Below are 22,538 nucleotides of genomic sequence, written 5' to 3'. Positions count from 1 at the left end.
GGCTCCTTTGCAGCTCTCAATAGATCAGCTGGAGAGGGTCAAACTAAAGTAGTTGACACGTCAATGAATTAAGGTGATAATTGATGCATCAACCAAGTATTTGAAACGGGGAACACGCAATGAACGCCTTCGAGAACATCGAATTCGGCCTCGACACCTTTGGCGACGTACCCAGCAACAAGTCAGGCAAGCTGGTAACCCATGCCCAGGGCATCCGCGCCACGGTCCAGGAAGCCATCGCGGCCGATCAGGCCGGCGTCGATGTGATCGCTGTCGGCGAACACCACCGCCCGGAATACGCTATCTCCAGCCCCGAGACCGTTCTGGCGGGCATTGCCACGGCGACCGAGCGGATCCGCCTCGGATCCGGCGTGACCGTGCTGTCCTCCGACGATCCGGTCCGCGTCTTCCAGCGCTTCGCCACTGTTGATGCCTTGTCCAACGGACGTGCCGAGGTCATGCTGGGCCGCGGCTCCTTTACCGAGTCCTTCCCGTTGTTCGGCCATGACATGGCTGACTACGAACTGCTTTTCGACGAGAAGATCGACCTGTTCCACAAGCTGCTCGACGAAAAGCCGGTGACCTGGCAGGGAACCAAGCGTGCACCGCTGGAGGATATGGAAGTATTCCCGAAGACCGAGTCCGGCCGCCTGAACACCTGGGTGGGCGTGGGCGGTTCCCCGCAGTCGGTCATCCGCACCGCGCACTACGGATTCCGCATGATGCTCGCTGTCATCGGCGGGTCCCCCGAGCGCTTCGCACCCTACATCGACCTGTACCGCCGGGCCAACGACCAGTTCGGCCACCCAACCCTGCCCGTGGGCCTGCACTCCCCCGGCTTCGTGGCAGAAACCGACGAGCTGGCCCGCGAGCACATGTTCGACGCCTACAAGGAACAGCGTGACCGCATCGGCGCGTCCCGTGGCTGGAGCCCAATGGGCCGCGGAGAATTCGAGCACGAGATCAGCGAAGGCTCGCTGTACGTCGGCTCGCCGGAAACCGTGGCCCGCAAGATCGCCAAGACCCTCAAGTCCCTGGATATCGGCCGTTTCGATTTGATCTACTCCGGCGGCGCGGTAGAAGCTGGCGCCCGCTTGCGTGCCGTGGAACTCTACGGCGAAAAGGTCATCCCGCTGGTACGCGAAATGCTTTCCGAGAGCTAGACCCGGATTCGAAGACCTGCCTGAAGGAGAGAAAATGACACAGCAGACCATCGGCATCCTCGGCGCTGGAAAGATCGGCACGGTTCTTGCCCGCCGCGCCTTGCAGGCCGGCTACAAGGTGCTCATCGCCGGCTCCGGCGACCCCGGCGCCATTGCCCTGACCATCGAGATCCTGACTCCGGGCGCGCTGGCCGTGGATCCGGCAACCGCCGCGCGGGAAGCCGACATTGCCATACTGGCCCTGCCACTGGGCAAGTACCGGAATATTCCGGCTGCCGAGCTCGCAGGCAAGCTGGTCATCGACGCCATGAACTACTGGTGGGAAACGGATGGCATCCGCGAGGACCTGAACGGCCCTCAGGTCTCCACCAGCAATTTGATCCAGGAGTTCCTGCCAGGTTCGCGGGTCGTCAAGGCCTTCAACCACATGGGCTACCACGACCTCGAGGACGAGTCCCGTCCGGCCGGCGCCGAGCGCCGCAAGGCCATCGCGCTGGCCGGCGATCTGGACTCCGACGTTGACCAGGCAGCCCGGATCGTTGACGATTTCGGCTTCGATCCGCTGCCGATAGGATCCCTGGCTGAAGGCTTGCGCCTGCAGCCTGGCCAGCCTGCCTTCGGCGCGAACAAGCCGCGGGCCGAGCTCGCAGCGCTCATCGACGCCGCCCAGGTCCAGGCCTCAGCCGAGCTGCGCTAGCACCTCGTTCAGCGCTTCGGTGGACGAGGGATGGGTGAAGATCTGGTCGCGCAGTTCAGCGGCACTCATTCGCTGCCGCATGGCCAGCGCCACCAGATTCACCACTTCCTGGGAGTCCACGTGCATCAGCGCCGCTCCGAGGATCTTCTCGCTGCGCGCATCGACGACGAACTTGATGATGCCCCGCGGGTCGCCCACGATCTTGGGGCGCGGCATGGCGGCGATCTCGGAAACTTTCTTCACCGCGATCCTGACCTGCAGTCCCTGTTGTTCAGCCTGCTCCTCGCTCAAGCCGACGCGAGCCAGCGGCGGGGTGGTGAAGATGGTGTACGGAACAGCAACCCGGCCCTTGGTGCTGCGCGATCCGTCGCCCAGCAGCCGGTTGGCCAGCACCCGATGGTCATCAAGCGAGATACCAGCACCCGATGGTCATCAAGCGAGATATAGGTGAACTGCGGGCCGCCATTGGCATCACCCACGGCATAGATGCCCGGAGCGCTGGTGGCCAGGAACTCGTCCACCACGATTTCCCCGCGGGAACCCGTGCGAACCCCGGCGGCTTCCAAGCCCAGGCCGGCAGTATTCGGCACGCGCCCCAGCGCGATCAGCACCGCATCGGCCTGCAATCGATGCACCTCGCCCTCGCGTTCATAGCTGACGGTAGCACCGTGCTCGTCCTGGCTGATTGAGCGCACGGAGGCCGAGCTGATGATCTCGGCTCCCGCATCTTCCAGGCATCCCTGGACCTCGGCGGCCACATCCGCATCTTCCTTGGACAGTGCACGGCTTCCGCGATCCAGCACCGTGACCTTTGATCCGAACTGGGCAAACATCGACGCGAACTCGATGCCGACATATCCGCCGCCCACCACGGCCAGGGTCTTGGGCAACGGGGCGTGCTGGATGGTGGTGGAGTCATGCACCCGCCCGCCAATCTGCGCGCCGTCGATTTCCGGGACTGCAGGGAGGGCGCCGGTGTTGATGATGATCGTTTCTGCGCTCAGTTCCAGCTCTTCTGAACCGGCATTGACCTTGATGCGCTTCGGCCCGGTGAATGCAGCCGTGCCGTTGACCACCAGCACCGAGTCCAGCTCGTCAAGCATGGAGAAGTTCTTGGCGCGCATCTTGGCGGTGAGCTTGTCCCGGCGATCGACTGCCGCGTCGAAAATCTGCTGGTCATATCCGCTGCCGTCCCGGTTTTCGGCATCATGGATCAGCGCCTTGGTGGGGACGCAACCGATATTGATGCAGGTGCCGCCGTACATCTGGGAAGACTGCTCGATGATTGCCACCCGCTGGCCTGCCCGGGCCAAGGTGCCGGCCAAGGTCTTGCCGCCCTTGCCCCACCCGATGATTATCGCGTCGAGCTTTTCGTCCACGCTTGTTGAATCCACGGCAAACCCCTCGCTGCTGAAACCTTCTTTCCAGCACGAGTCTTGTTCCCGCGGGCGCTTCCGTCAACACTTCACGGATCTTCCCCAGCGGCAGACAGAAGCGCTGGGCATGCCACTTGTGGGAACTGCCATGAGCGTCTGAGTTCGGGATGCTTTCCATCGGAGGATTCTGGGACCTTATGGGACTCCGGATTGGAAAACTAGATCTTCTTGACGATGGAAGACTTCAATTCCATCTGCCCAAAGCCATCGACCTTGGCGGCGATGTCATGGTCGCCTGAACCCTGGACCAATCGGATGCCGCGGACCTTGGTTCCGGCTTTCAGCGCGCTTTGCGCACCCTTGACCTTCATGGTCTTGGTGATGCTGACGGTATCGCCGTCCTGCAGCACATTGCCGACAGCATCCTTGATCACCGCTTCGGCGGTTTCGGTGTGTTCGGCCTCGGCATTCCATTCATGCGCGCACTCTGGGCAGACCAGCAGGGCATCCATTGCGTAGGTGTATTCGCTGGAGCATTCAGGGCACGGTGGCAAGGTATCAGACATGGGGCTAATTTTAGTGACCGGATCTGCTCATTGTCGAATGAATCGAATATCGAATAATCCGCGGAAATCCGCGGTAGAAATGGCCAAGGCGCCAGGCGCATAGAGCTTGGCGTTCTGCAGATTAAAATGACTTGTTTTCTATGCCCGATATCCCCCATACTCAGGCATACAGGCGGGTGCTCACACCGGCCGGGTTAGGGGCACACCATGTCTAAGCATCACAAGTACAAGAGCTACGGTCCGCAATACACGGTGACACCTAGGGAAGGGTTCACCCTGGAAGTCCTGGCCCAGGCAGAAAAGGCTGGAGCGAAGGCCGGATACGCGGTGGCCAAGGAGCAGTTATACCGGAATATTGGCGACAACTCGGTGTTCAACGAGCAGCAAACCGACGAACTGCTGGCAGCTGCCGAACGTGCCGGTGCCGCCGCAGCGCTCGCCGCTGCACGCAAAGTCCTGGATAAGACGCTGCGCACCTCTTTCAAGCACTATCACCACCCGCCGGCGCAGGCCTCGCCCGCCCCTCTTGCTCCGCCACCCGCAGTCCCTTCGGAAACGCGCAGCTACGCAGAAACCTATGAGGAGCCCCTCGCCAGGCACACCCCTGCCCTGGGATATCAAGAACCGCCAAGGAAAAAGGTTGATCAGCACGTTCTGACGATCACCCGGGTAGAGCGGCTGAATGACCAGATGGTGCGCATCATCGCCGGTGCCCCAGATCTGGATGGCTACCGTTCCAATGGAGCAATCGACGAATATGTCAAAGTCTTTGTCGCTGATCCTGCCCTTGGACTCGAGCCTCCCTATGATTTGCGGGCCTTGCGACAACGCCTGCCCCGCGAACATGTCCCACGTTCCAAGTCGTACACGATCCGATGGATCGACGCGCTGGTCCCGGAAATCGCTATCGACTTCGTTGTTCATGGCGAGCCGGGCACCGTTGGCCATTGGGCCGGAACGGTGCAGCCCGGGGCTCCGCTGGTCATTTCGCCATCGCGCAGCAAGTCCTCGCTGTCGCTGAACGCCGACTATTATTTGCTGGCAGCGGATGAAGCGGGCATCCCGGCGATCTGCAAGGCTCTGGAAGCATTGCCCGCCGATGCGCACGGCATAGCGCTGCTCGAGGTTGCGGATCAGAACGCAATGTTTGACGTGAAACATCCTCCTGGAGTTGATTTACGCTGGTTGCCGCGCGATGGCATTTCGGCGGGACGCAGCACATTGCTGGCCGAGGAGCTCAGTTCCCTGCCGCTGCTTCATCTTCGGATTGGGTTAATCGCTCATGCAGAGCGTTCCGCGGTCAAGGAGATCAGCCACGTTGCCCGGCACTGGCACCTCGACAAGCGTTCCACCCATATCTCCTCATATTGGACCCTCCGTGAAGAGAGGTTGCGCCGCTAAAGACCAGGCTGCATGAGCGTCGGCATCGGCAATGGCTCTTCCGCAGCTCCCCTGCGCAAGAAGCAGCGGTTTACGCAGTCAACGGGATCCGCTTGTTCTTGCCCCAAGGGGCGTGCCTGCGGCTGGGGAACATAAAATGGGTTCGGAAAGAGATTTCGAGTAATACATTGCCGTCATATGCCGCCTGGCCAGTTTTTGGCCATCGGCCCAGGAGAACTTTAGTGCGCCCCAGCTTGTCACGAATCGCAGTTGCCTTGTTCATCAGCGCATTAGCCCTCTCCCTTGGCTCGTGCGCGACGACACCTGCCGAGCCAGCGCGGGATACGGGCACAGCGGCATTTGACGTCGGGCACTGGCCTCGCACGTTCACGGATTCAATGCAGAACACCGTAAGGATTCCGGCAAAACCTGAACGCATCGTCTCGACCTCGGTAGGGCTTACGGGCTCTCTGCTGGCCCTGGACGCGCCGGTCATTGCCAGCGCGACGGCACCGGAAGGACCAGACGCTGATCGCGACGGCTTCTTCAAGCACTGGGCTGATGTTGCCTCGGCTCGCAAAGTCGATCCGCTCTATGAAGTTGGAAAGTTCGATCTGGAAGAAATCACTGAGCAGAAGCCTGACCTCATCGTTGTGGCGGCGACAGGCGCAGACTCCGAATTAGGCAAGATTGGTGAGCTGCGAAAGATTGCACCAACCATTGTCTTGGACTATGCGGATAAGGATTGGAACGAACTTTCAAAACTGCTGGGGGAAGCCACCGGCACCGAAGACAAGGCACAGCAGAACACCGCAGCCGTTGCCGAACGGATCTCAACACTGAGAGCGAAGCTGTCAATCCCTTCCGGAACCACCGCCTCGCTCATTTCCTATGCTGCCCGTGGCACCTCTCCGATCGCCAAGGCCGCCGGGCCGTACGCGCAGCTGCTGAGCGGACTCGGCTTCACGATGGTTTCAACGCCAAAGCAGTTCGACACGTCCACGCAGCCAAGGGAGGATTTCAGTTTCGTCAGCTACCAAGACCTGCCAGCGGCGCTCACTGGCGATGCCACCTTCCTGCTGGCGGCGAACAAGAAAACCGCCAAGAAGTTTACCGCGGATGAATCATTAGCCCAGCTGCCTTCGGTGCAAAGCGGCTCCGTCTTCCCGCTCAGCACCCCGCACCTGCTGGATTACTACGCGGCCCAGGAGATCCTGGACTATTTCGAGCACGATTTCCCAGGTCTGAGTTCTTCCGAGCTTGAATAGCAGCAGTCTCTTATGCCTGTGCATTCAAAGTCACGCCACCACACGAAGCAGGCACGGCTAAATAGTCAGCCCCACTGCTTATAGTTCATGTCAGAGGCATTTTCCTGCTCAAGCACCGGCCAATTTAGGAGTAGTACCACCGCATGCGTTTGCTGCGTCGCACCTTAGCGTTTTTCACCCTCGTATCCACTCTTGTACTCAGTTCGTGCTCTTCGCTGGACGGCGTAGAGTTCCCTCCCCTGCCTGATGCGCAAGGCGCACCTGCCCCAAGCACCGAAGAGCAACGTGAGATCTATGCGGAATCCCTCGAACTGCTCGACGAAATTGCTGTGAAGGGCCGCGCGCCGAAAACCGGCTACGACAGAGCAAAGTTCGGCAAGGGGTGGAAAGATCCGGACCGCAACGGATGCGACGCGCGCAACGACATCCTGTCGCGAGATTTGGTGGACGTGACCTATAAGTCGGCCGCTCGACCCTGCGTTGTCCTGAGCGGACGGTTCGATGATCCCTACACGGGCAAGACCATTGAATTCAAGCGAGGCCAAGGCACCAGCACCGCGGTGCAGATCGACCATGTTGTCGCGCTGTCCGATTCCTGGCAAAAGGGATCGCAGGGCTGGGATGCCGACACCCGACTGGAATTTGCCAACGACCCGTTGAACCTGCTGGCTTCCGATGGGCCGACTAATGCCGCTAAGGGCGATAAGGACGCCGCATCGTGGCTGCCGCCGAACAAGAGTTTCCGCTGCGACTATGTCTCGCGGCAGACCCAGGTAAAAGCCAAATACGGCGTTTGGATGACCAAGGCAGAGCACGACGCGATCGGAAAACTGCTTAAGTCTTGCATCTAGCAGCCAAGCAGCTTTGCCTGCATCTATAGCCGGACACAGGATATCCCAAGGTAATATCCACCTTAAGGCCTATCGTAAAGTCGATGGATTTGTGGCAAGATGGATGTTATTCAACACGATAGCGATTATGTTCTGCGATCGTTTGGCCTAATCCTCCACTGCAAAGGCGCATGATGAAGACACGAATTCCCGGGGTCCTCCTGCTGGTTTCCAGCGGATTCATCTTCTCTTTTGCCCTGAACACCGCGCAGCGCGATACGGCCACTGCCTGCTGGGTAGTCTCCACCCTCATGTTCATTGGAGCAGCGATGCTGCTGCTGAAAGCGATTGTCGGCTCCTCCACCGTTACCGCGGGAGACCCTCCGCGAAAGCGTCGGCAATAGCTGCAAAATTCCATTTTCAGAAGCAACCTCTCGGCCTACGGCTGGGAGGTTGCTTCTGTTGAATAACCGCCAGAACTTGTACTTCTGCACCTAAATTTAACGCTAAAACATCGACAGGTTCATTCAGATGCGATAGACATATGTCTTGTCACACTCGTCACTTTTAGGAGTACCCATGTCTGCATTCAGGCAGATAAGCAAACTCGGTCTCGCCTCGCTGGCGACGATTTCGCTGGCGGCCGGCGGTGCCGCAGCAGCCCAGGCTACGTCCACGCAGAGCCCATCTTCTTCCGCAGCCGCGAATGCCGCAGCAGTCACCGTGGACCTAGTCGGCATCAATGACTTCCACGGTCGCATTTCCGCAGACAGGAGCTCCGCAGGTGCCGCGGTGCTCGCCGGCGCCGTTGATGAACTGCGCGCAGAAAACGAGAACACCCTGTTCGTCTCTGCCGGCGATAACATTGGCGCTTCGACCTTCGCTTCCGCGTCCCAGGATGATGAACCAACCATCGCGGCGCTCGGAGCCGGTGGCCTGGATGTCTCGGCAGTAGGCAACCACGAGTTCGACAAGGGCTTTGCTGATCTGGCTGGACGCGTCATCGACAGCTACGCTGATTCCACCGGTGAAAACGGTGCAGATTTCGCATTGGGCGCCAATGTCTATGAAAAGGGCACCAAGACTCCTGCCCTGCAGGAATATGCGATCCGTGAAGTCTCCGGCGTTTCCGTGGGCTTCATCGGCACCGTTACCGAGGACATGCCCTCGCTGGTTTCCCCAGCTGGCATTGCCGACCTGGATTTCGGCAGCGAGCTGGAAGCAGCGAACCGGGTAGCAGCCCAGCTCTCCGATGGAAATGAAACAAACGGCGAAGCTGATGTCGTGGTGCTGCTTACCCACAATGGTTCCGCTGGCGACCAGTGCGCAGATATTGCCACCGAAGACAGCACCTATGGCACGCTCATACGCGAAGCCAGCGATGAGATTGACGCGATCTTCTCGGGCCACACCCACCAGTCCTACGACTGCGACATCGCGGACCGCCCAGTCATCCAGTCCCACCAGTACGGCACCACCTTGGGCAAGGTTTCCCTGCAGGTGAATCCCGAAACCGGCGAGGTCACCGAAGCCTCCACTGAACGAATCGACTTGGCCGCTGAGGGCGCCGACGGCGAATGGGCCGGCAACTTCGAGGCCAACGCCCAGGTTGCAGAAATCGTCAGCGACGCTGAAGCAGAAGCCGAAGTGGTCGGGAGCGTGAAGATTGGCGCTATTTCCGATGACATCCTGCGCGGAGGCGAAGAACCAGGCTCAGACCGTGGAGTTGAATCCACTCTGGGCAACACCGTAGCCGACATCCACCTGTGGGCCACCTCGAACGAAGACTTTGCCGGCGAACCTGCCGAGATCGCGTTCATGAACCCGGGCGGCCTGCGTGCCGACCTGCTCTACGGCGAAGACGGCACCGTGTCCTACAAGGACGCAGCAGAGGTCCAGCCATTCGCCAACACCCTGATCACCTTCAACCTCACCGGGGCACAGATCCGCGAGGCGCTGGAGCAGCAGTGGCAGCCGGCCGGTTCGGAGCGCTCCAAGCTGCATCTGGGCATTTCCGAGGGATTGTCCTACACCTACGTTGAGGAAGCCGCCCAGGGCAAGCACATCAAGGACATCACCTTCAAGGGCGAGCCGCTGGACGAGGAAGCAACCTTCCGGGTCGCGGCCAACGCCTTCCTGGCGACCGGTGGCGATAACTTCAATGCCTTCGCGGACGGCACCGATCACGCCGACTCCGGCCAGATCGATTTGGACGCTACCGTAAACTACTTCAGGGCACACGACGTCGTCGAGCCGGCTCCTCTGGGACGTTCGGTCCTGCTCGAAGAGGAAGAGCCAACGCAGTCGCCGGTTCCTTCGGATGACCCCTCCGAGGATCCAACCGAGCCAACTGCTTCGCCGGAACCATCTGAAGATGCGACCGACGAGCCCACCGGAGAGCCAACCAGTTCGCCCGAGCCAACTGGGGATGCAAGCGAATCCCCCGATGCCTCTGACGAGCCAAAGAACGACTCCCCGGATCAGAACACCGATGACCTGGCCGACACCGGGTTCAACGCCAGCTGGATCGGCATCATCGCCGGTGTAGTTGTCTTGGCCGGCATCGCCTTGATTCTGGTACGCCGCTTCGGCAACAAGGCCGGCCGCTAAGGTTCATAGGCAAAGGCATAGGGAAGAACCGTTGAGGTTCTTCCCTATGCCTTTGTCCCAGTTAATTAATCGATGACCAATTCGCCCATGGAATCCCAGCCCTCGCCGTCCACCTTGCGGGAGACGATCTTCGGGGTGGAGACCAGGTGTGGCCGCATGGATTCAAGACCGGCAGCGAAGTGCGCCGAGTTCACATGGGCCGCAGCGGCCTCGTCATCACGGAAGGCCTCAACCAGAACGAATTCGTTGGGGTCTTCAACGCTCACGGACCAGTCGAAGAAGATGTTTCCTTCTTCGGCGCGGGTGGCCGCGGTGAATTCAGCGACGTGATCCATGAAGGTCGGGGTTGATTCTGGCTTTACCTGGTATTTAACAACGATGAAGTACATGCCTCTAGTCTAGGCTCTCCGTATTAATTGTGCCTTGCAGGCGGATGTATTCTTTGTCCCTTCGGGGCATGCCGTCGACGACCAGATCATAGGAATCCTCGATAAGTTCACGCATCAGGTTCAGGTCGAGTCCAGCACGCACGGAATTCCAGTGCTTCTTGTTCATGTGATAGCCCGGGGTGATCTGCGGATGCTCGTTGCGTTGCTGGTCAGCCAGGGCAGGCTCGCATTTCAGGTTCAGCACCAATTCGCCGTTCAGGTGCATGATCAGCCCGAACATCTTGCCTTTGCCCGGATCCCTGCCCGCCACCTTGAATACGGTGCTCTCAGGTCCAAAAGGATAATCTGCATAAGCGCAGGGCATGCTCAGGCACAGCTGCGCCCAGGCATTTTCCAGTTCATCTTGACCAGCTGATATCGCCATCAAAGCCTCGCTATCGGAATGGGTACTCAATCTTAGGGCAGGTACCCATCACCACGTCCAATCCCGCGTCCTTGGCCCGCTGGGCAGCGGCTTCGTCAATCACACCGAGCTGCAACCACACCGCTTTGGCGCCTACGGAGATCGCCTGGTCAACGATATCCCCCATCTTGGAGGAGTTCACGAAGCAATCCACCACATCAATGGGTTCCGGGATATCAGCAAGCTTCGTGAATCCCGGTTCGCCCATCACGGTTTCCCCGCTCAATGACACAGGAAAAATCTTCATCGACAGCTCGTCGCGCAGGAACCGTGCGATGGAAGGAGCCACGCGAGCGGGATTATTGGTCAGGCCGACAACGGCCCAGCGCCCCGGTGTGCTCAACAGCCTGCGGATCGTCTCTGGATCATTTACGTGATGGGTGTCCATGCACGACACCCTACCGCGTTGCCGGCGATTCAGCTTCCGGGCATCAAAGAAAGACCAGTGGCCCGGACCCATCCATGCCACTGGTCTTTCAAGCTTGGGGAATTCAGTGCTGCAGCTGCGCTGCTTTCTGGGTGGATGCTGCGCTGTTCTGCGTGAAGGCTCCGCGGTATTGGGCCGCCGGATGATTCTCCGGGAGCTTGTCCCCGCGGCCGAACACCTTCTGCCGCAGGCTCCCCGGCGTGTACCGGGTTTGCGCCAGGCCGCGGCGACGCAGCTCCGGAAGGACGCCTTCGATGAAGTTGTCATAGGATCCGGGCAGTACGTGGTTCATGATGTTCAACCCATCAATCCCCGCGTCCTGCCAGCGTTCCAGCTCATCAACGATCTGTTCCGGAGTACCCACGATCTGCTGCGCCTTGGCACGGTAGTGCGCCAGGTCGCGCAGCGTGGGATTGCGTCCCGGGGTGGAGGCCAGCGCGGCCTCCAATACGCCCTGCGCGCCTTCGGTCTGGATCTCGCCGAGCGGGGTATCCAGGTCCAGCCCGCCCAAATCCACACCGATGCCGCCGCCGATGTGCGCAATGATGGCGTCCAGATCCAGATACTCGTCGTATTCAGCTTCCAAGGCCTTGGCTTCAGCTTCGGTGGAACCGACGACGAAAGACAATCCGGCAAAGACCTTGATGTCCTCGCGCTTGCGTCCGGCAGCCGCCAGGTGCTCGATCAGCTGGGCGTTCTTCTTCGCCACGTACTCGGCGTGCGGGGCAAAGAGGAACGTCGCCTCGGCGTGGGTTGCCGCGAACTGCGAGCCGCGTGGCGACGAGCCGGCTTGGAAAAGGAACGGAGTGCGCTGGGCGCTGGGCAGAGCCAGATGCGGACCGTCGATCGAATAGTAGTCGCCGCGGTGATTGATCTTGTTGACCCGTGCCGGGTCGGCGTAGATGCCCGACTCCTTGTCGGCCAGCAGCGCGTCGTCCTCCCAGGACCCTTCCCACAGCTTGTAGGCCGCTTCAACATATTCCTCTGCCCAGGCGTAGCGGTCATCGTGCGCGACCAGGCTCGCCCCGCCGAAGTTGCGGTGCGAGTTCTCCAGCACGCTGGTGACGATGTTCCACGCCACGCGGCCTTGCGAGAGATGGTCCAGCGTGGAAATCTGCCGGGCGAACTGGAACGGGTGCGATTGGATGACTGAGCTGGTCATCGCCAGACCGATGTCTTTGGTGGTGGCGGCCAGCGCGGAGAGCAGCACCATCGGGTCGTGGCTGGGCACCTGCATGCCCTTGCGCACGTGGGAGGCCCAGCCGCCTTCGTGGTCGCCGTAGAGGCCCACCACGTCGGCGAAGAACAGGTTGTCGAACTTGGCGTCTTCCAGCTTCTTGGCCAGGTCCACCCATAGCTCCAGCTCGTTGAACTTGTGCTGCTGCGCCTCAGGGTGGCGCCACATTCCGCCGAGGATGTGGCTTGAGGTGTTCATGAGGAAGGCCGACAGCAGGAAGCGCGGCCGCGATTCGAAGGTTCCCATGGCTACTTGGCTCCCTTGGCTTCACCGATCGAGTGCAAACCCGTCGGGATGGTTCCGTTGATGAAGTAATCGCCCACCGAACGGGCCTTGAAGGCCACTGGGTTGTGGGTGGCGACGGTGCGCGCGTTGCGCCAGAAACGGTCCAGCGACTTGGAAGTGGATACCGCCGAGGCGCCGGTGACGTCGAAGAGTTCGCTGGTGGCGTCCAAGACCAGCTTTGGTGCGGCCACGTGCGCCTGTTGCACGGCGAGCTCGGCGCGCAGGAAGGCCTCCTCGGCATTCAGGCCGAGGCTCGGGTCCAGTGCTGCGTCGAGGTCACGGGCCGCCGACACCACAATTGATTCTGCAGCGAATACGTTGGAGGCAAGGCGTCCTACGAGCTCTTGGATCTGCGGGTCGTCCTTGAACAGCGCGCCGGAGCCGGTGTTGAAGGTGCGGGTGCGGGTCGCCACGATGCGGGCGGCTTCGTTGCGGGCTGCTTTGCCGATGCCAACCAGCACCGAGAGCAGGCAGAGCTGGAAGAACGCCGGTTCCAGAGTGGATGCCACCTTGCGCTGGATGATGTTCTGCTCGTCCACCGCGACGTCGGTGAAGATCGCGGTGCCGGTGCCGGTCAGAGGCTGGCCGAATCCGTCCCAGTCATCCAGGATTTCGACGCCTTCGGCATGGCGTTCGACTACCGCATACTGGCGCCCCTCAACGCCGTCGGTGGTGGCCATGACGACAACCCAGTCCGCGAAGATCGATCCGGTGGTGTAGTACTTCTCGCCGCGCAGTACCCACCCGGCGTCCGTCTTGACGAGCTTGGTGTTGGTGCTGCCCAGAGCGTTGCCGCCGCGCTCGGTGGCGGCATTGCCGAAAATTTCCCCGGTAAGCACCCGCGGGAACCAGCGGTCCTGGAACTCCTGCGGCTGCAGTGCAATGGTTTCCACGAACGAGAAGTGGCTGCGCAGCAAGTGGCCCACGTTGGAGTCGGCCGCCGCCAATTCGATGAGCAAGCGGAACAGGTGCTCATGGCTAATCGGCGAACCTCCGTGGCTGGCTGGCACGCGCAAGGTGGTGAAACCTGCATCCTTGAGCCACTGCACCTGCTCGAAAGGCAGGATACGCTGCTGCTCGCGTTCGGTAGCGCCCTGCGCGATACGGGCGAATACCGGGCTGAAGTGTGCCAGAAGTTCTTGGTAAGCGGCTTCGGTATGTTGCTGGGCGGAATGACGGAAAGTTGCCACGGCTTCAGTGCTCATGGATGCTCCTTGTAGATTTTGGAATTGGTGTGAAATGGCTAGGCGGTACGCGTATCGGCCAATTTGCGAAGTACCTTGCCGGGATTCGCCGCAAGCAGGGTTCTGGTGTACTCATGCTGGGGATTGGAATAGATTTCATCGACGGTTCCCGACTCGACAATTTGCCCACGACACATCACGCCAACGCGGTGGCTGATCCGTTCCACCACATGCAGATCATGGGAAATGAACAGGTAGGTCAGTTGTTCTTCGCGCTGCAACTGGTCGAGCAACTCAAGTATTTGTTCCTGGGTGAGTACATCAAGTGCGCTCAATGCTTCATCAAGGACGAGAATTTTGGCACCGCTTGCCAAAGCCCTGGCAATGGCGACTCGCTGGCGTTGTCCCCCGGAAAGTTCTCCTGGGCGTCTTCCTGCTAGCTCTTCAGGTAGGTTCACCTGTTCCATCAACTGCGCTACTCGCTTGGCACGCCAAGCGGAATCACCCAGACGGTAGTTGACCATTGGTTCAGCGATGATCGAGCCGATCGACTGTCGCGGGTCCAGAGCGGAGTCGGGGTTCTGATAGACCAGTTGCGCGTCCCTCCACAGGTCATAGCGCTGCTTGCCGCTGATGTTGGCGACTTCTCTCCCGTTGACCCGCACGGATCCTTCGGTGGCTGGATGCATTCCCATGATGATTTTCGCTGTTGTGGATTTTCCGGAGCCGGATTCACCGACCAGCGAGAACGTGGTCCCTCGCTGCACTTCGAAACTGACGCCGGAAAGAACCTGGTGCTCGTTGCGGCCTTTGCCGAAGACCTTGCCGAGTCCTTCCACTGTGATCGCGATGTCGTCTGAGGTTGAAGGTTGTTGCCGGTCCTGATGCGCATAGGCCTGATCGAGCAGTGCCTTGGTGTACGGTTCAGTGCTCTGTGCAACCAGCGCCGGAACGCTGCGATCTTCGAGGACCCGCCCCGAATTCATGACCAGCACCCGGTCTGCGATGTCAGTCGCAACAGCCAGATCGTGAGTTACGAAGAGTACAGTGGTTCCCTTCTTCCGAGCCAGCGAAACGAAAACTTCCAAAACCGTGCGCTGGACGGTGACGTCCAAGGCGCTGGTAGGTTCATCCGCAATGAGCAGTTGAGGATTCAATGCGAAGGCAATGGCAATCAATACACGTTGTTTCAGCCCGCCAGAAAGCTCGTGCGGAAATTGATCCAGTCGGCTTTCCGCCCGGTCGATGCCAACGCTCTGCATCAGTTCGATTGCCTTGGAACGCCACTTGGCCTTTGGAACCGAGCGTGACGGATGCAAACGGAAAACTTCGATGATCTGGGAGCCAATGGTCTTCACTGGATCCAGCGAGGCGCCCGGATCCTGCGGGACTAAGCCGATTCCGGCGCCACGAATGGCACGCCAGTCGGACAAGGAAAGATTGGTGACTTCGGTACCGCCGAAACGCACGCTTCCATGGATCTCCGTCCCCTGCGGCAATAGGCCAATCAGGGTTTTGGTCAGCGTTGATTTGCCGGAACCGGATTCACCGACAACGGCGACGATCTGCCCTGCTGGGATTTCCAAGTTGATGTTGTCGGCAGCCACGGTGCCTTGGGCATACTGGACTGTTAAGTCCTCGATGCGGATCACCGCAGGAGAAGCGTTGTTGGTTGCGTTCATGGTCTTGTCCGTTCATCGAAGAGTAGAGCTAGAAGCGGAATGCCTTGTTGATGGCACGTCCCAGTACGGCTGTCAGCATGACCGCCGACACGATAACCAATCCCGGCAATGTCGTCAGCCACCAAGCCACCGAAAGGTACTGGCGGCCTTCGGAAATCAGCAGTCCCCATTCAGGGGTTGGCGGTGGCGACCCGAAGCCGAGGAACCCTAAACCGGAGATCGCAAGAATTGCGGCACCCAGATCCACAGCTAGCAAGGACAGCACCGGACCGACGATGTGCGGGATGATGTGCCTACGCAGCACCGTGAAGTACTTCCCGCCACTCATTAACGCTGCTTGCACGAAATCGCGAGAGCGGACCCTCCGCACCTCTGTGCGTACGAGGCGCGCGAAGGCCGCGATCGAGGCGATGCCTACACCCAGGCCCAAGGACAGCGGTCCAGGTTCAGTTGCGGTGACCAGAATCAGCGCAATGAGGAAGGCCGGAACTGCTAGGACAATATCGACAAAGCGCATTGCCACGGTATCTGCGAACCGTCCAGCAGTGCCCGCCAGCAGACCGAGGATCGAGCCCACAACGCTTCCAACCAAGCACGCCAGGCCCGCGGTCAGCAGCGTCTGGCGCGTACCGTAGACAACTCGGCTGTAGATGTCACGCCCCAGATGGTCGGTTCCGAACAGGTGTTCCGCAGATGGCGCTAGCAGCTTGTCAGCCGGCACACCAGTAATCGGGTTCTGGCCCGTGAAAAGCGATGGAAGAAAAGCCCACGCCACAAACACGGACAGCGGAACGAGAACCCACCAGGCAGCCAGCCAGCGTACGGCTGGATTTCCTTTATTGGTTGCAGGCTTGGTTGAAGCTAGCGGCTGGTCATCACTGGCCACCGATCCAACATGTTCGGTTATGAGACTCATTGGTCCTACTTTCCTTACGCAACAAGCGAGCGGGTTGCCCCGCTTGTTGATGTGACGATGCGTGGATCGAGTTGCGGGTGGATGAGATCAACGAGCAAGTTGACTGCGGTGAAGACGATGGCGGTCAGCAGCACCAGTCCCTGGACCAGTGGAATGTCCTGCGCCGTGACTGACTGCAAGATCAGCTGGCCTAATCCCGCGCGGGAAAACACGGTCTCGGTGATGACGGAACCAGCGAGCAAGGCGCCAATGGTGATACCGGCAATGGATAGCCCGGCCGGGGCCGCGTTCTTCAAGGTGTGCCGGTAGAAGATCCATGCTTCGCTTGCGCCTTTGGCGCGCAGAACTTCAATAAACGGTTGCCTATTCACTTCCTGCACGCTCTTGATCAGGACCTGGGCAATCGGAGCACTCAGATGCACGGCCAGCACGAAGATTGGTACCGCCAACGACATGAACGATCCATCCGGGAACAGCGACATCACGCCGAGCTGCACGGCCAACAGCTGCAAGAGCAGCAGCCCCAACCAGAAAACAGGTATCGAAACCATCAAAGGTGGCAGGTTCAGCAGCGCCTTGCGCAACGTCCCGCTTCTGGCCAGGCTCGCAGCCGACGCGATGGCCAGGGCGAATACCACCGAAAGAACGAATGCACTACCAGCCAGAATCAAGGTGGATCCAGCGACTTCCCCGATGCGCGTTGCCACTTCCGAACCATTGGATAGCGAATATCCAAGATCCCCGCGAAGCAGCCCGAGCAACTGCGAGAAGTACTGCACGAAGAGCGGCTGGTCGTATCCGTAGTACGCCTTCATCTGGGCAATGGTGGCTGGATCCGCCGCCGAGTCAGTGCTCAGGAAGATCGTGACCGGGTCATTCGGCAAGGATTGCACGGCAATGAAAACCGCTGTGTAGGCAAGCCAGATGACCAGAAGCGCCTGCCCCAGTCGTTTTACGATGTAAGTGCCCATGGATTTGGCTCCTAGCCTTCGCTCTTCCAAGCACCTTGGAAGATTGGCGCGGTACCGGAAGTGAACTCGACGTTCGCCGAGCTATGGGCGCCATAGACCTGGACTTCGTCCCAAAGAACCAGCGTCAGCGCCTTGTCCAGCACCAGGGCACGCTGTTCCTCTTCGACCAGCTTCAGGTGTTCCTCATCGGTAGTCGCCGACTGCTCTTTGGTGAAAAGCTTGTTCAGTTCAGGATCAGCGCGAAGGGTCTGGTTGTTGTTCGCGGGTGCATACACCGGGCCCAGTCCGCCGTACGCAAACTGGCGAGTTCCGAAGAACTCCACCTTGTCGTCAACAAGTGCGTTGGTCAGGAAAGTATTGTCTGCCGCACGGTTGATCAGCTGGACGCCGATCTCGCGCCATTGCTGTTCAATCAGTTCGAAAGCGGGCTTGATGACCACGGAGTTATTCGAGGTGGAAATCGTGACTTCCAGTTTCTTCCCGTCCTTCTCCCGAATGCCATCTACGCCCGGCTTCCATCCGGCGTCGTCCAATAACTGCTTGGCCTTGTCCGGGCTATAGGCCAATTCGGCAGACAGGTCTACAAACCCTGGTGCCTTGTGGTTGAGGATCGATCCCGAGATGACATAGCTATCCGAGAGAACGGTGTCTTTGATGGCCTGGCGGTCGATTGCAACCTGCAGTGCCTGGCGGACTTTGACGTCTTCCAGCTTTCCCGAGCCAATGCGCACAGCTGCGTGGTTGGTGGTCAGGTCCACCCCTTCGGCCGCGTAAACCTTGCCTCCGCTGGAGGCCAGCACCTGTTCGTCTACCGGCTGCAATCCTCGGACGAGATCCACCTGCCCGGACTGGGCGGCGCCGGCACGGCTAGCGACCTCTGGAAGGTACTTGATAACCAAGGTATCCAGGTAGGCATCACCCTGGTTTGGGGCAGTTTCTGGCGCCCAGGCGTAGTCATCTCGGCTGCTGAACACGACTTCTTCATCAGGCTTTTCCGATTCGAAGACGAATGGGCCGGAACCAACAATTTTGGAGATGGAAGACTGCGCGGCATTGTCCAGTTCAAGGGTCTTCGGGGACACCAAACCAGCAGTTACGGAGGAAGTCGACCTAAGGAAATTGGCATCTGGCCGCTTGAGCGTGACCTTGACCTTGTTGTCCCCTACGACCTCTGCCGACTTATAGGCAGCAAAGTCAACGTTTGGCGCAATCTGGGCAGACTTGATTCCCTTTCCAAGGGCATCCAGGTTCAGCTTCACAGCCTCAGCATCCAGCGTGGAGCCGTCTGAGAAAGTGACACCGTCGCGAATGGTGAAGGTAAACTCCGTCTGGTCTTCATTGGCTTCGAATTCGCTGGCGATCCAGCCAACCAGTTTGCCGGCTTCCACATCGTAGTAGGTCAGGCGATCAAGCACTGAGTTCAGAACATTCGCTTTCTCATAGAAGCGTGCTGCCTGAGTCTGCCAATTGTTGATAGGGGTAACTTCAGCGAAGGTGAAGGTGCCACCTTCAACCGGAGTCCCTGGATCGGCTGCTGCTTGCGCTGCGCCCGTCTTAGTGGCGTTGCCTCCGCAAGCGGTGAGCGACAAGCCCAGAACGGCAAGAATCGCAGTGGTCTTCAGTCCAAAATGTGCTGTACGCATGATTTCAAATGTCCTCTCGGTTGGTGACCCGAGGATTACGCCTAGATTCGCTGCACGTTCTGCCATGATTTGTGGGAATACTCTTGGCGAGTTTCTCCCGGCAGACCGTCATGAAAATTAGCAATCTCCATCGGTCCTGGCCTTAGCACCGCTCCCGTTCACGGGTGGTTGCTGCGACTTCAACGAGCCAGGTCTCTCGGTCGCTCTGGATGGGGTGTCCGGCTGTACCGGCCGAACAATTCAAGTCTGCAACCCGTGAATTCAGCAGACAAGCGTTACGTAAGACAGCGGTCATGAAGTCACACAACGCATCCTGAAATGCCCGATGTTCGTCATATTGGGCGTAATGCTCCGTCACAAGTCCAAGGGTTAATCACCTTGACGGGAAATCCTTGACGCTGCCAGCCTCGGCGGAGATAATGTGCCATCTGGAGCGCGAAGAGGCCCGGCACCTGTCGGTGCCGGGCCGCTTCGCGCACGCCGATCAGTGCAGCGCAATGGCAGTTCCGTCAGGAACCGGAGACCGGGGTGAGCACTCCCTGGACCAGCGGATCCTCGGTCGTGGCCAGGTACTCCTGCAGCCGCGGATCGGAGAAGGCTTCCACAAGCTTCTGCGCATCGGCGCTCTTGGCGTACTCCGCGCCCATGATCAGGCGGGAGGCGAAGGTCTTGGGCGGCTCGGGGAACAAGATCCCCTGTTCGCGGTCGACCTTGCCGGCGTCGAATTGGGAGACGTAGCCGATGGCCGCGCCAACATCGTCGAGCATGCGCGGCATCGCCAGCAGGTCGGCTTCCTTCAGCTCGAAGCCCCGGGGGTTATCGATGACATCGGAGATCTTCGCGGTGCGCGGTTCGATGTCAGGGTCCAGGCCGAGCAGGCCCTCGCGTTGCAGCAGCCACAGCGCCTGGCCCTGGTTGGCCACATCATTGGGCAGCAGCAGCGAGGCGCCACGCGGGATGTCCTCGACCGAGTCGTAATGGTTCGAATAGAGCCCGAAACCCCACTGGAAGAGCTCCACCGTGGGTTCCAGCTCAACCCCGGCGGCCTCCGCGGACTGCTCCATGTACCACTGGTGCTCGAAAATCGTGGCATCGAATTGGCCGCTGGCCACCGCCTGGTTGGCCTGGATCGGATCCTGAAGCCCGACCTTCTCGATTTCGATGCCGTAGTCCGGGGCGATCTCCTGCGCCACGAAATCCAGGATCTTCTCCTCGCCGGCCATGGCCGGTTCGAAGTGCACGGTGAACTTCGTCTGGCTTCCGGCGGCCGAAGCAGCGGCAGGGGCGGAGCGCTGCTGGCCCAGCAGCACACCGAGGATGAGGGCGGCCACGGCCGCGAGGGCGGCGATGGTCCAGGGAAGGGCATTGCGGTTCTTGCGCAGCGTGAAGCCGTGGTCGTGCCCGGCGTGCGGTGTAGTCATGGTCTCGCTCGTTCGTTCGTCGATGGTATTCAGGGACGCGCCAGGGCGCGGGCGATGCGGTCGCCGAGGAATTGGACAATTTGCACGGTCAGGATCAGCACCACGATGGTCGCCAGCATGACGTTCATGTCGAAGCGCTGGTAGCCGTAGGTCACAGCGAGATAGCCGATGCCGCCGGCCCCGATGGTTCCGGCGATGGCCGAGTACTCGATCATCGAGATGGTGTTCAGCGTGATAGCCGAGGCCAGGGCCGGCAGCGCCTCGCGGATCTGGGTGGTGCCGATGATTTGCGCGGTCGAACCGCCGGTCACCAGCCCTACGGCCAGGTTGTGCCTGGGCAGGTCGTTCAGCGCGTTCTGCACCAGCCGGGCGAAGAACGGGATGCCGGCAATGGTCATGGGCACGGCGGCCGCCGCAATGCCGATGGTGGTGCCGGTGACCCATTTGGTGAAGGGGATGATCGCTGCCATCAGCACCAAGAACGGCAAGGAGCGTCCCATGTTGGCGATCCAGCTGAGCACCGCATGCAGGCGCGCCCGAGGGAAGAGCCCCTGCCGATCGGTGTTGTACAGCGCGATGCCCATCAGTCCTCCGAGGCTGATGACCAGGGCCATGACGATTCCGACCATGGCCCACGTCTGGCCGTAGGCCGGCAGCATCAACTCGGGCAATTGCTGCCACGGAGTGTCGGTGCCCACCGCTGCGCTTTCAAAGGGGATTCTCATGCGTTGGCCTCCACCAGTTCGTGGTTGTTGCGGGCAAGGCTGCTTGGGTCGGTTTGCAGGCCCCACCCGTCCAGCAACCGGATCAGGTACTCAGGGGCTGCGCCCCGCACGCCCAAGCGCACGCGGCCCAAGGTCCCCTCATGGTGCGCCTCGACGGCGCCGCCCAACAGGGCCACCGCGATCCCGTGTTCGATGCCCAGACGCGAGATCCAGCCGGGATCGACCCGGTCTTTGCGGTAGGCCACCGTCACTGCGTAGTCGAAGCCTGCCGGCAGGTCCTCGGCCCGCAGCGGCAGCAGCTTCGCCCCGGTCTCCGAACCCGGGGATGCCACCAGCTCATGCAGGGCTCCGTGCTCGGCAATGCGTCCACCGGCGAGCTGGGCGACCTCGTCAGCCACATGCCGCACCACATCCATCTCATGGGTGATCAGGATGATGGACAGTCCCAGGTCGCTGCGCAACGAATCCAGCAGCCCCAGCACCTGGTGGGTGGATTCGGGGTCCAGGCCCGAGGTGGCTTCGTCGGAGAGCAGCAGCCGCGGGCGCAGGGCCAGGGCCCGGGCGATGCCGACGCGCTGCCGTTGCCCGCCGGAAAGTTGCCCGGGATAGGCGTTCGCTTTTTCCAGCAGCCCTACCCGGTCCAGCAGCTGGGCCACCCGTTGCTGCATTTCATGGTGAACCACCCCGAGGTTCCGCAGCGGAAGGGCCACGTTCTCGGCGACGCTCAGCCGGCTCAGCAGGGCCGAGTTCTGGAAGATCGTGCCGATGGCGCGGCGTTCGGAGCGCAGGGCCTTGCCCGACAGCGCGCCGAGGTCCTTGCCGTCGACGAGGATCTGCCCGCTGCTGGGCTTCTCCAGCAGCGAGATGCAGTGGGACAAGGTCGATTTCCCGGCCCCGGAAGGGCCGACCACGGCCGTGATCGAGCCTTCGGGCACCGACAGGTCGATCCCCTTGAGCACCTCGATGCGCCCCTGCGCGGTGTCGTAGTGCTTATGCAGGTCCTTGATCTCGATCATGCTGCATGCTCCTGGGCGATGCGCTCCATAATTCTCCTTGGCTGTTGCACCGTGAGGCACTGCCCGGGGCCGAAGTTGCGCCGGCTCGCGGCTTGGCGTGGCCCGGTGGCAGCCACTGCTCCATCGGTCCTGGCGGTAGCACCGTCCCGCGATTCGGGTGGTTGCTGCGACGTCAACGAGCCAGGTCTCTCGGTCGCTCTGGATGGGTGGCGTTCAATATCTTGAACAACTTCAGTGTCGAGCACGGAATAATTTGTGACCAAGCGTGAAGTCAGCAAAACGTCATGAA

22 protein-coding genes and 2 riboswitches are annotated in these 22,538 nt (G+C 60.4%); of the genes, 7 read left to right on the top strand and 15 right to left on the bottom strand.

What is annotated here, in order from left to right; all coding sequences use genetic code 11:
* Positions 1-119: 119 nt before the first annotated feature.
* Both ACIOTN_RS09935 and ACIOTN_RS09930 read left to right on the top strand, forming a co-directional pair.
* The gene (locus tag ACIOTN_RS09935; RefSeq protein ID WP_402735271.1) at positions 120-1,163 is read left to right on the top strand and encodes an LLM class flavin-dependent oxidoreductase; all 1,044 of its coding nucleotides are present in this window, start codon (positions 120-122) and stop codon (positions 1,161-1,163) included.
* A gap of 16 nt (positions 1,164-1,179) precedes the next feature.
* A complete protein-coding gene (locus ACIOTN_RS09930; protein WP_402473753.1) occupies positions 1,180-1,860 on the top strand; it encodes an NADPH-dependent F420 reductase in 681 nt (226 codons plus the stop codon).
* Here the strand turns inward: ACIOTN_RS09930 and ACIOTN_RS09925 are convergent.
* The 3 genes from ACIOTN_RS09925 to ACIOTN_RS09915 form a co-directional block, all read right to left on the bottom strand.
* Complete coding sequence (locus tag ACIOTN_RS09925; protein WP_402735270.1) at positions 1,843-2,151, bottom strand: hypothetical protein; 309 nt, start codon at positions 2,149-2,151, stop codon at positions 1,843-1,845. The genes ACIOTN_RS09930 and ACIOTN_RS09925 overlap by 18 nt on opposite strands.
* Positions 2,148-3,254 carry an FAD-dependent oxidoreductase gene (locus ACIOTN_RS09920; protein ID WP_402735269.1) on the bottom strand — a complete coding sequence of 369 codons (1,107 nt, stop codon included), beginning with the start codon at positions 3,252-3,254 and terminating at the stop codon, positions 2,148-2,150. Before ACIOTN_RS09920 ends, ACIOTN_RS09925 begins: the two co-directional genes overlap by 4 nt.
* A gap of 200 nt (positions 3,255-3,454) precedes the next feature.
* Positions 3,455-3,802, bottom strand: a complete 348-nt coding sequence (locus ACIOTN_RS09915) for a zinc ribbon domain-containing protein YjdM (protein ID WP_121866008.1) — start codon at positions 3,800-3,802, stop codon at positions 3,455-3,457.
* Between the two features lie 207 nt (positions 3,803-4,009).
* Here ACIOTN_RS09915 and ACIOTN_RS09910 point away from each other — a divergent pair, with 207 nt between their 5' ends.
* The 5 genes from ACIOTN_RS09910 (at position 4,010) to ACIOTN_RS09890 (ending at position 9,890) form a co-directional block, all read left to right on the top strand.
* Positions 4,010-5,203, top strand: coding sequence for a siderophore-interacting protein (locus tag ACIOTN_RS09910; RefSeq protein ID WP_402735268.1), 1,194 nt, complete (start codon positions 4,010-4,012; stop codon positions 5,201-5,203).
* Positions 5,204-5,424: 221 nt separating this feature from the next.
* Positions 5,425-6,450 carry a Fe2+-enterobactin ABC transporter substrate-binding protein gene (gene fepB / locus ACIOTN_RS09905; RefSeq protein ID WP_402735382.1) on the top strand — a complete coding sequence of 342 codons (1,026 nt, stop codon included), beginning with the start codon at positions 5,425-5,427 and terminating at the stop codon, positions 6,448-6,450.
* Positions 6,451-6,593: 143 nt separating this feature from the next.
* Positions 6,594-7,301, top strand: coding sequence for a DUF1524 domain-containing protein (locus ACIOTN_RS09900; RefSeq protein ID WP_402735267.1), 708 nt, complete (start codon positions 6,594-6,596; stop codon positions 7,299-7,301).
* A 170-nt stretch (positions 7,302-7,471) separates the two neighbouring features.
* Complete coding sequence (locus ACIOTN_RS09895; RefSeq protein ID WP_038991944.1) at positions 7,472-7,684, top strand: hypothetical protein; 213 nt, start codon at positions 7,472-7,474, stop codon at positions 7,682-7,684.
* A 175-nt stretch (positions 7,685-7,859) separates the two neighbouring features.
* Positions 7,860-9,890 carry a 5'-nucleotidase C-terminal domain-containing protein gene (locus ACIOTN_RS09890; RefSeq protein WP_402735266.1) on the top strand — a complete coding sequence of 677 codons (2,031 nt, stop codon included), beginning with the start codon at positions 7,860-7,862 and terminating at the stop codon, positions 9,888-9,890.
* A gap of 65 nt (positions 9,891-9,955) precedes the next feature.
* Here ACIOTN_RS09890 and ACIOTN_RS09885 read toward each other — a convergent pair whose 3' ends face one another.
* The 12 genes from ACIOTN_RS09885 to ACIOTN_RS09830 form a co-directional block, all read right to left on the bottom strand.
* The gene (locus ACIOTN_RS09885; protein ID WP_402735265.1) at positions 9,956-10,279 is read right to left on the bottom strand and encodes a putative quinol monooxygenase; all 324 of its coding nucleotides are present in this window, start codon (positions 10,277-10,279) and stop codon (positions 9,956-9,958) included.
* Positions 10,280-10,283: 4 nt separating this feature from the next.
* A complete protein-coding gene (locus ACIOTN_RS09880) occupies positions 10,284-10,703 on the bottom strand; it encodes an MmcQ/YjbR family DNA-binding protein (protein WP_402735264.1) in 420 nt (139 codons plus the stop codon).
* A gap of 10 nt (positions 10,704-10,713) precedes the next feature.
* The gene (locus tag ACIOTN_RS09875) at positions 10,714-11,130 is read right to left on the bottom strand and encodes a CoA-binding protein (protein WP_402735263.1); all 417 of its coding nucleotides are present in this window, start codon (positions 11,128-11,130) and stop codon (positions 10,714-10,716) included.
* 103 nt (positions 11,131-11,233) lie between these two features.
* Positions 11,234-12,652, bottom strand: coding sequence for an NtaA/DmoA family FMN-dependent monooxygenase (locus ACIOTN_RS09870; protein ID WP_402735262.1), 1,419 nt, complete (start codon positions 12,650-12,652; stop codon positions 11,234-11,236).
* 2 nt (positions 12,653-12,654) lie between these two features.
* Positions 12,655-13,896, bottom strand: a complete 1,242-nt coding sequence (locus tag ACIOTN_RS09865) for an acyl-CoA dehydrogenase family protein (protein ID WP_402735261.1) — start codon at positions 13,894-13,896, stop codon at positions 12,655-12,657.
* Positions 13,897-13,934: 38 nt separating this feature from the next.
* Positions 13,935-15,557, bottom strand: coding sequence for an ABC transporter ATP-binding protein (locus ACIOTN_RS09860; protein WP_402735260.1), 1,623 nt, complete (start codon positions 15,555-15,557; stop codon positions 13,935-13,937).
* A 28-nt stretch (positions 15,558-15,585) separates the two neighbouring features.
* Positions 15,586-16,473 (bottom strand): ABC transporter permease, encoded by an 888-nt coding sequence (locus ACIOTN_RS09855; protein ID WP_402735259.1) that lies wholly within the window; start codon positions 16,471-16,473, stop codon positions 15,586-15,588.
* A 14-nt stretch (positions 16,474-16,487) separates the two neighbouring features.
* Positions 16,488-17,444 (bottom strand): ABC transporter permease, encoded by a 957-nt coding sequence (locus ACIOTN_RS09850; RefSeq protein ID WP_402735258.1) that lies wholly within the window; start codon positions 17,442-17,444, stop codon positions 16,488-16,490.
* Positions 17,445-17,455: 11 nt separating this feature from the next.
* Positions 17,456-19,087: an ABC transporter substrate-binding protein gene (locus ACIOTN_RS09845; protein WP_402735257.1), complete on the bottom strand. Its 1,632-nt coding sequence runs from the start codon at positions 19,085-19,087 to the stop codon at positions 17,456-17,458.
* Positions 19,088-19,211: 124 nt separating this feature from the next.
* Positions 19,212-19,303: riboswitch (SAM riboswitch) on the bottom strand.
* Between the two features lie 293 nt (positions 19,304-19,596).
* On the bottom strand, positions 19,597-20,508 hold the full coding sequence (locus ACIOTN_RS09840; RefSeq protein ID WP_134781180.1) for a MetQ/NlpA family ABC transporter substrate-binding protein: 912 nt from the start codon (positions 20,506-20,508) through the stop codon (positions 19,597-19,599).
* 29 nt (positions 20,509-20,537) lie between these two features.
* Entirely contained in the window at positions 20,538-21,233 is a 696-nt protein-coding gene (locus ACIOTN_RS09835) for a methionine ABC transporter permease (RefSeq protein WP_134781181.1), read from the bottom strand.
* Positions 21,230-22,249 carry a methionine ABC transporter ATP-binding protein gene (locus ACIOTN_RS09830; protein ID WP_402735256.1) on the bottom strand — a complete coding sequence of 340 codons (1,020 nt, stop codon included), beginning with the start codon at positions 22,247-22,249 and terminating at the stop codon, positions 21,230-21,232. Before ACIOTN_RS09830 ends, ACIOTN_RS09835 begins: the two co-directional genes overlap by 4 nt.
* 118 nt (positions 22,250-22,367) lie before the next feature.
* A riboswitch (SAM riboswitch) is annotated at positions 22,368-22,458 on the bottom strand.
* Positions 22,459-22,538: the final 80 nt, after the last annotated feature.

It is taken from the genome of Glutamicibacter sp. NPDC087661 (assembly GCF_044743275.1).
Lineage (GTDB): Bacteria > Actinomycetota > Actinomycetes > Actinomycetales > Micrococcaceae > Glutamicibacter.
Note: the sequence above shows the minus strand (reverse complement) of the source record. Positions and strands in the feature narration are given on the sequence as shown.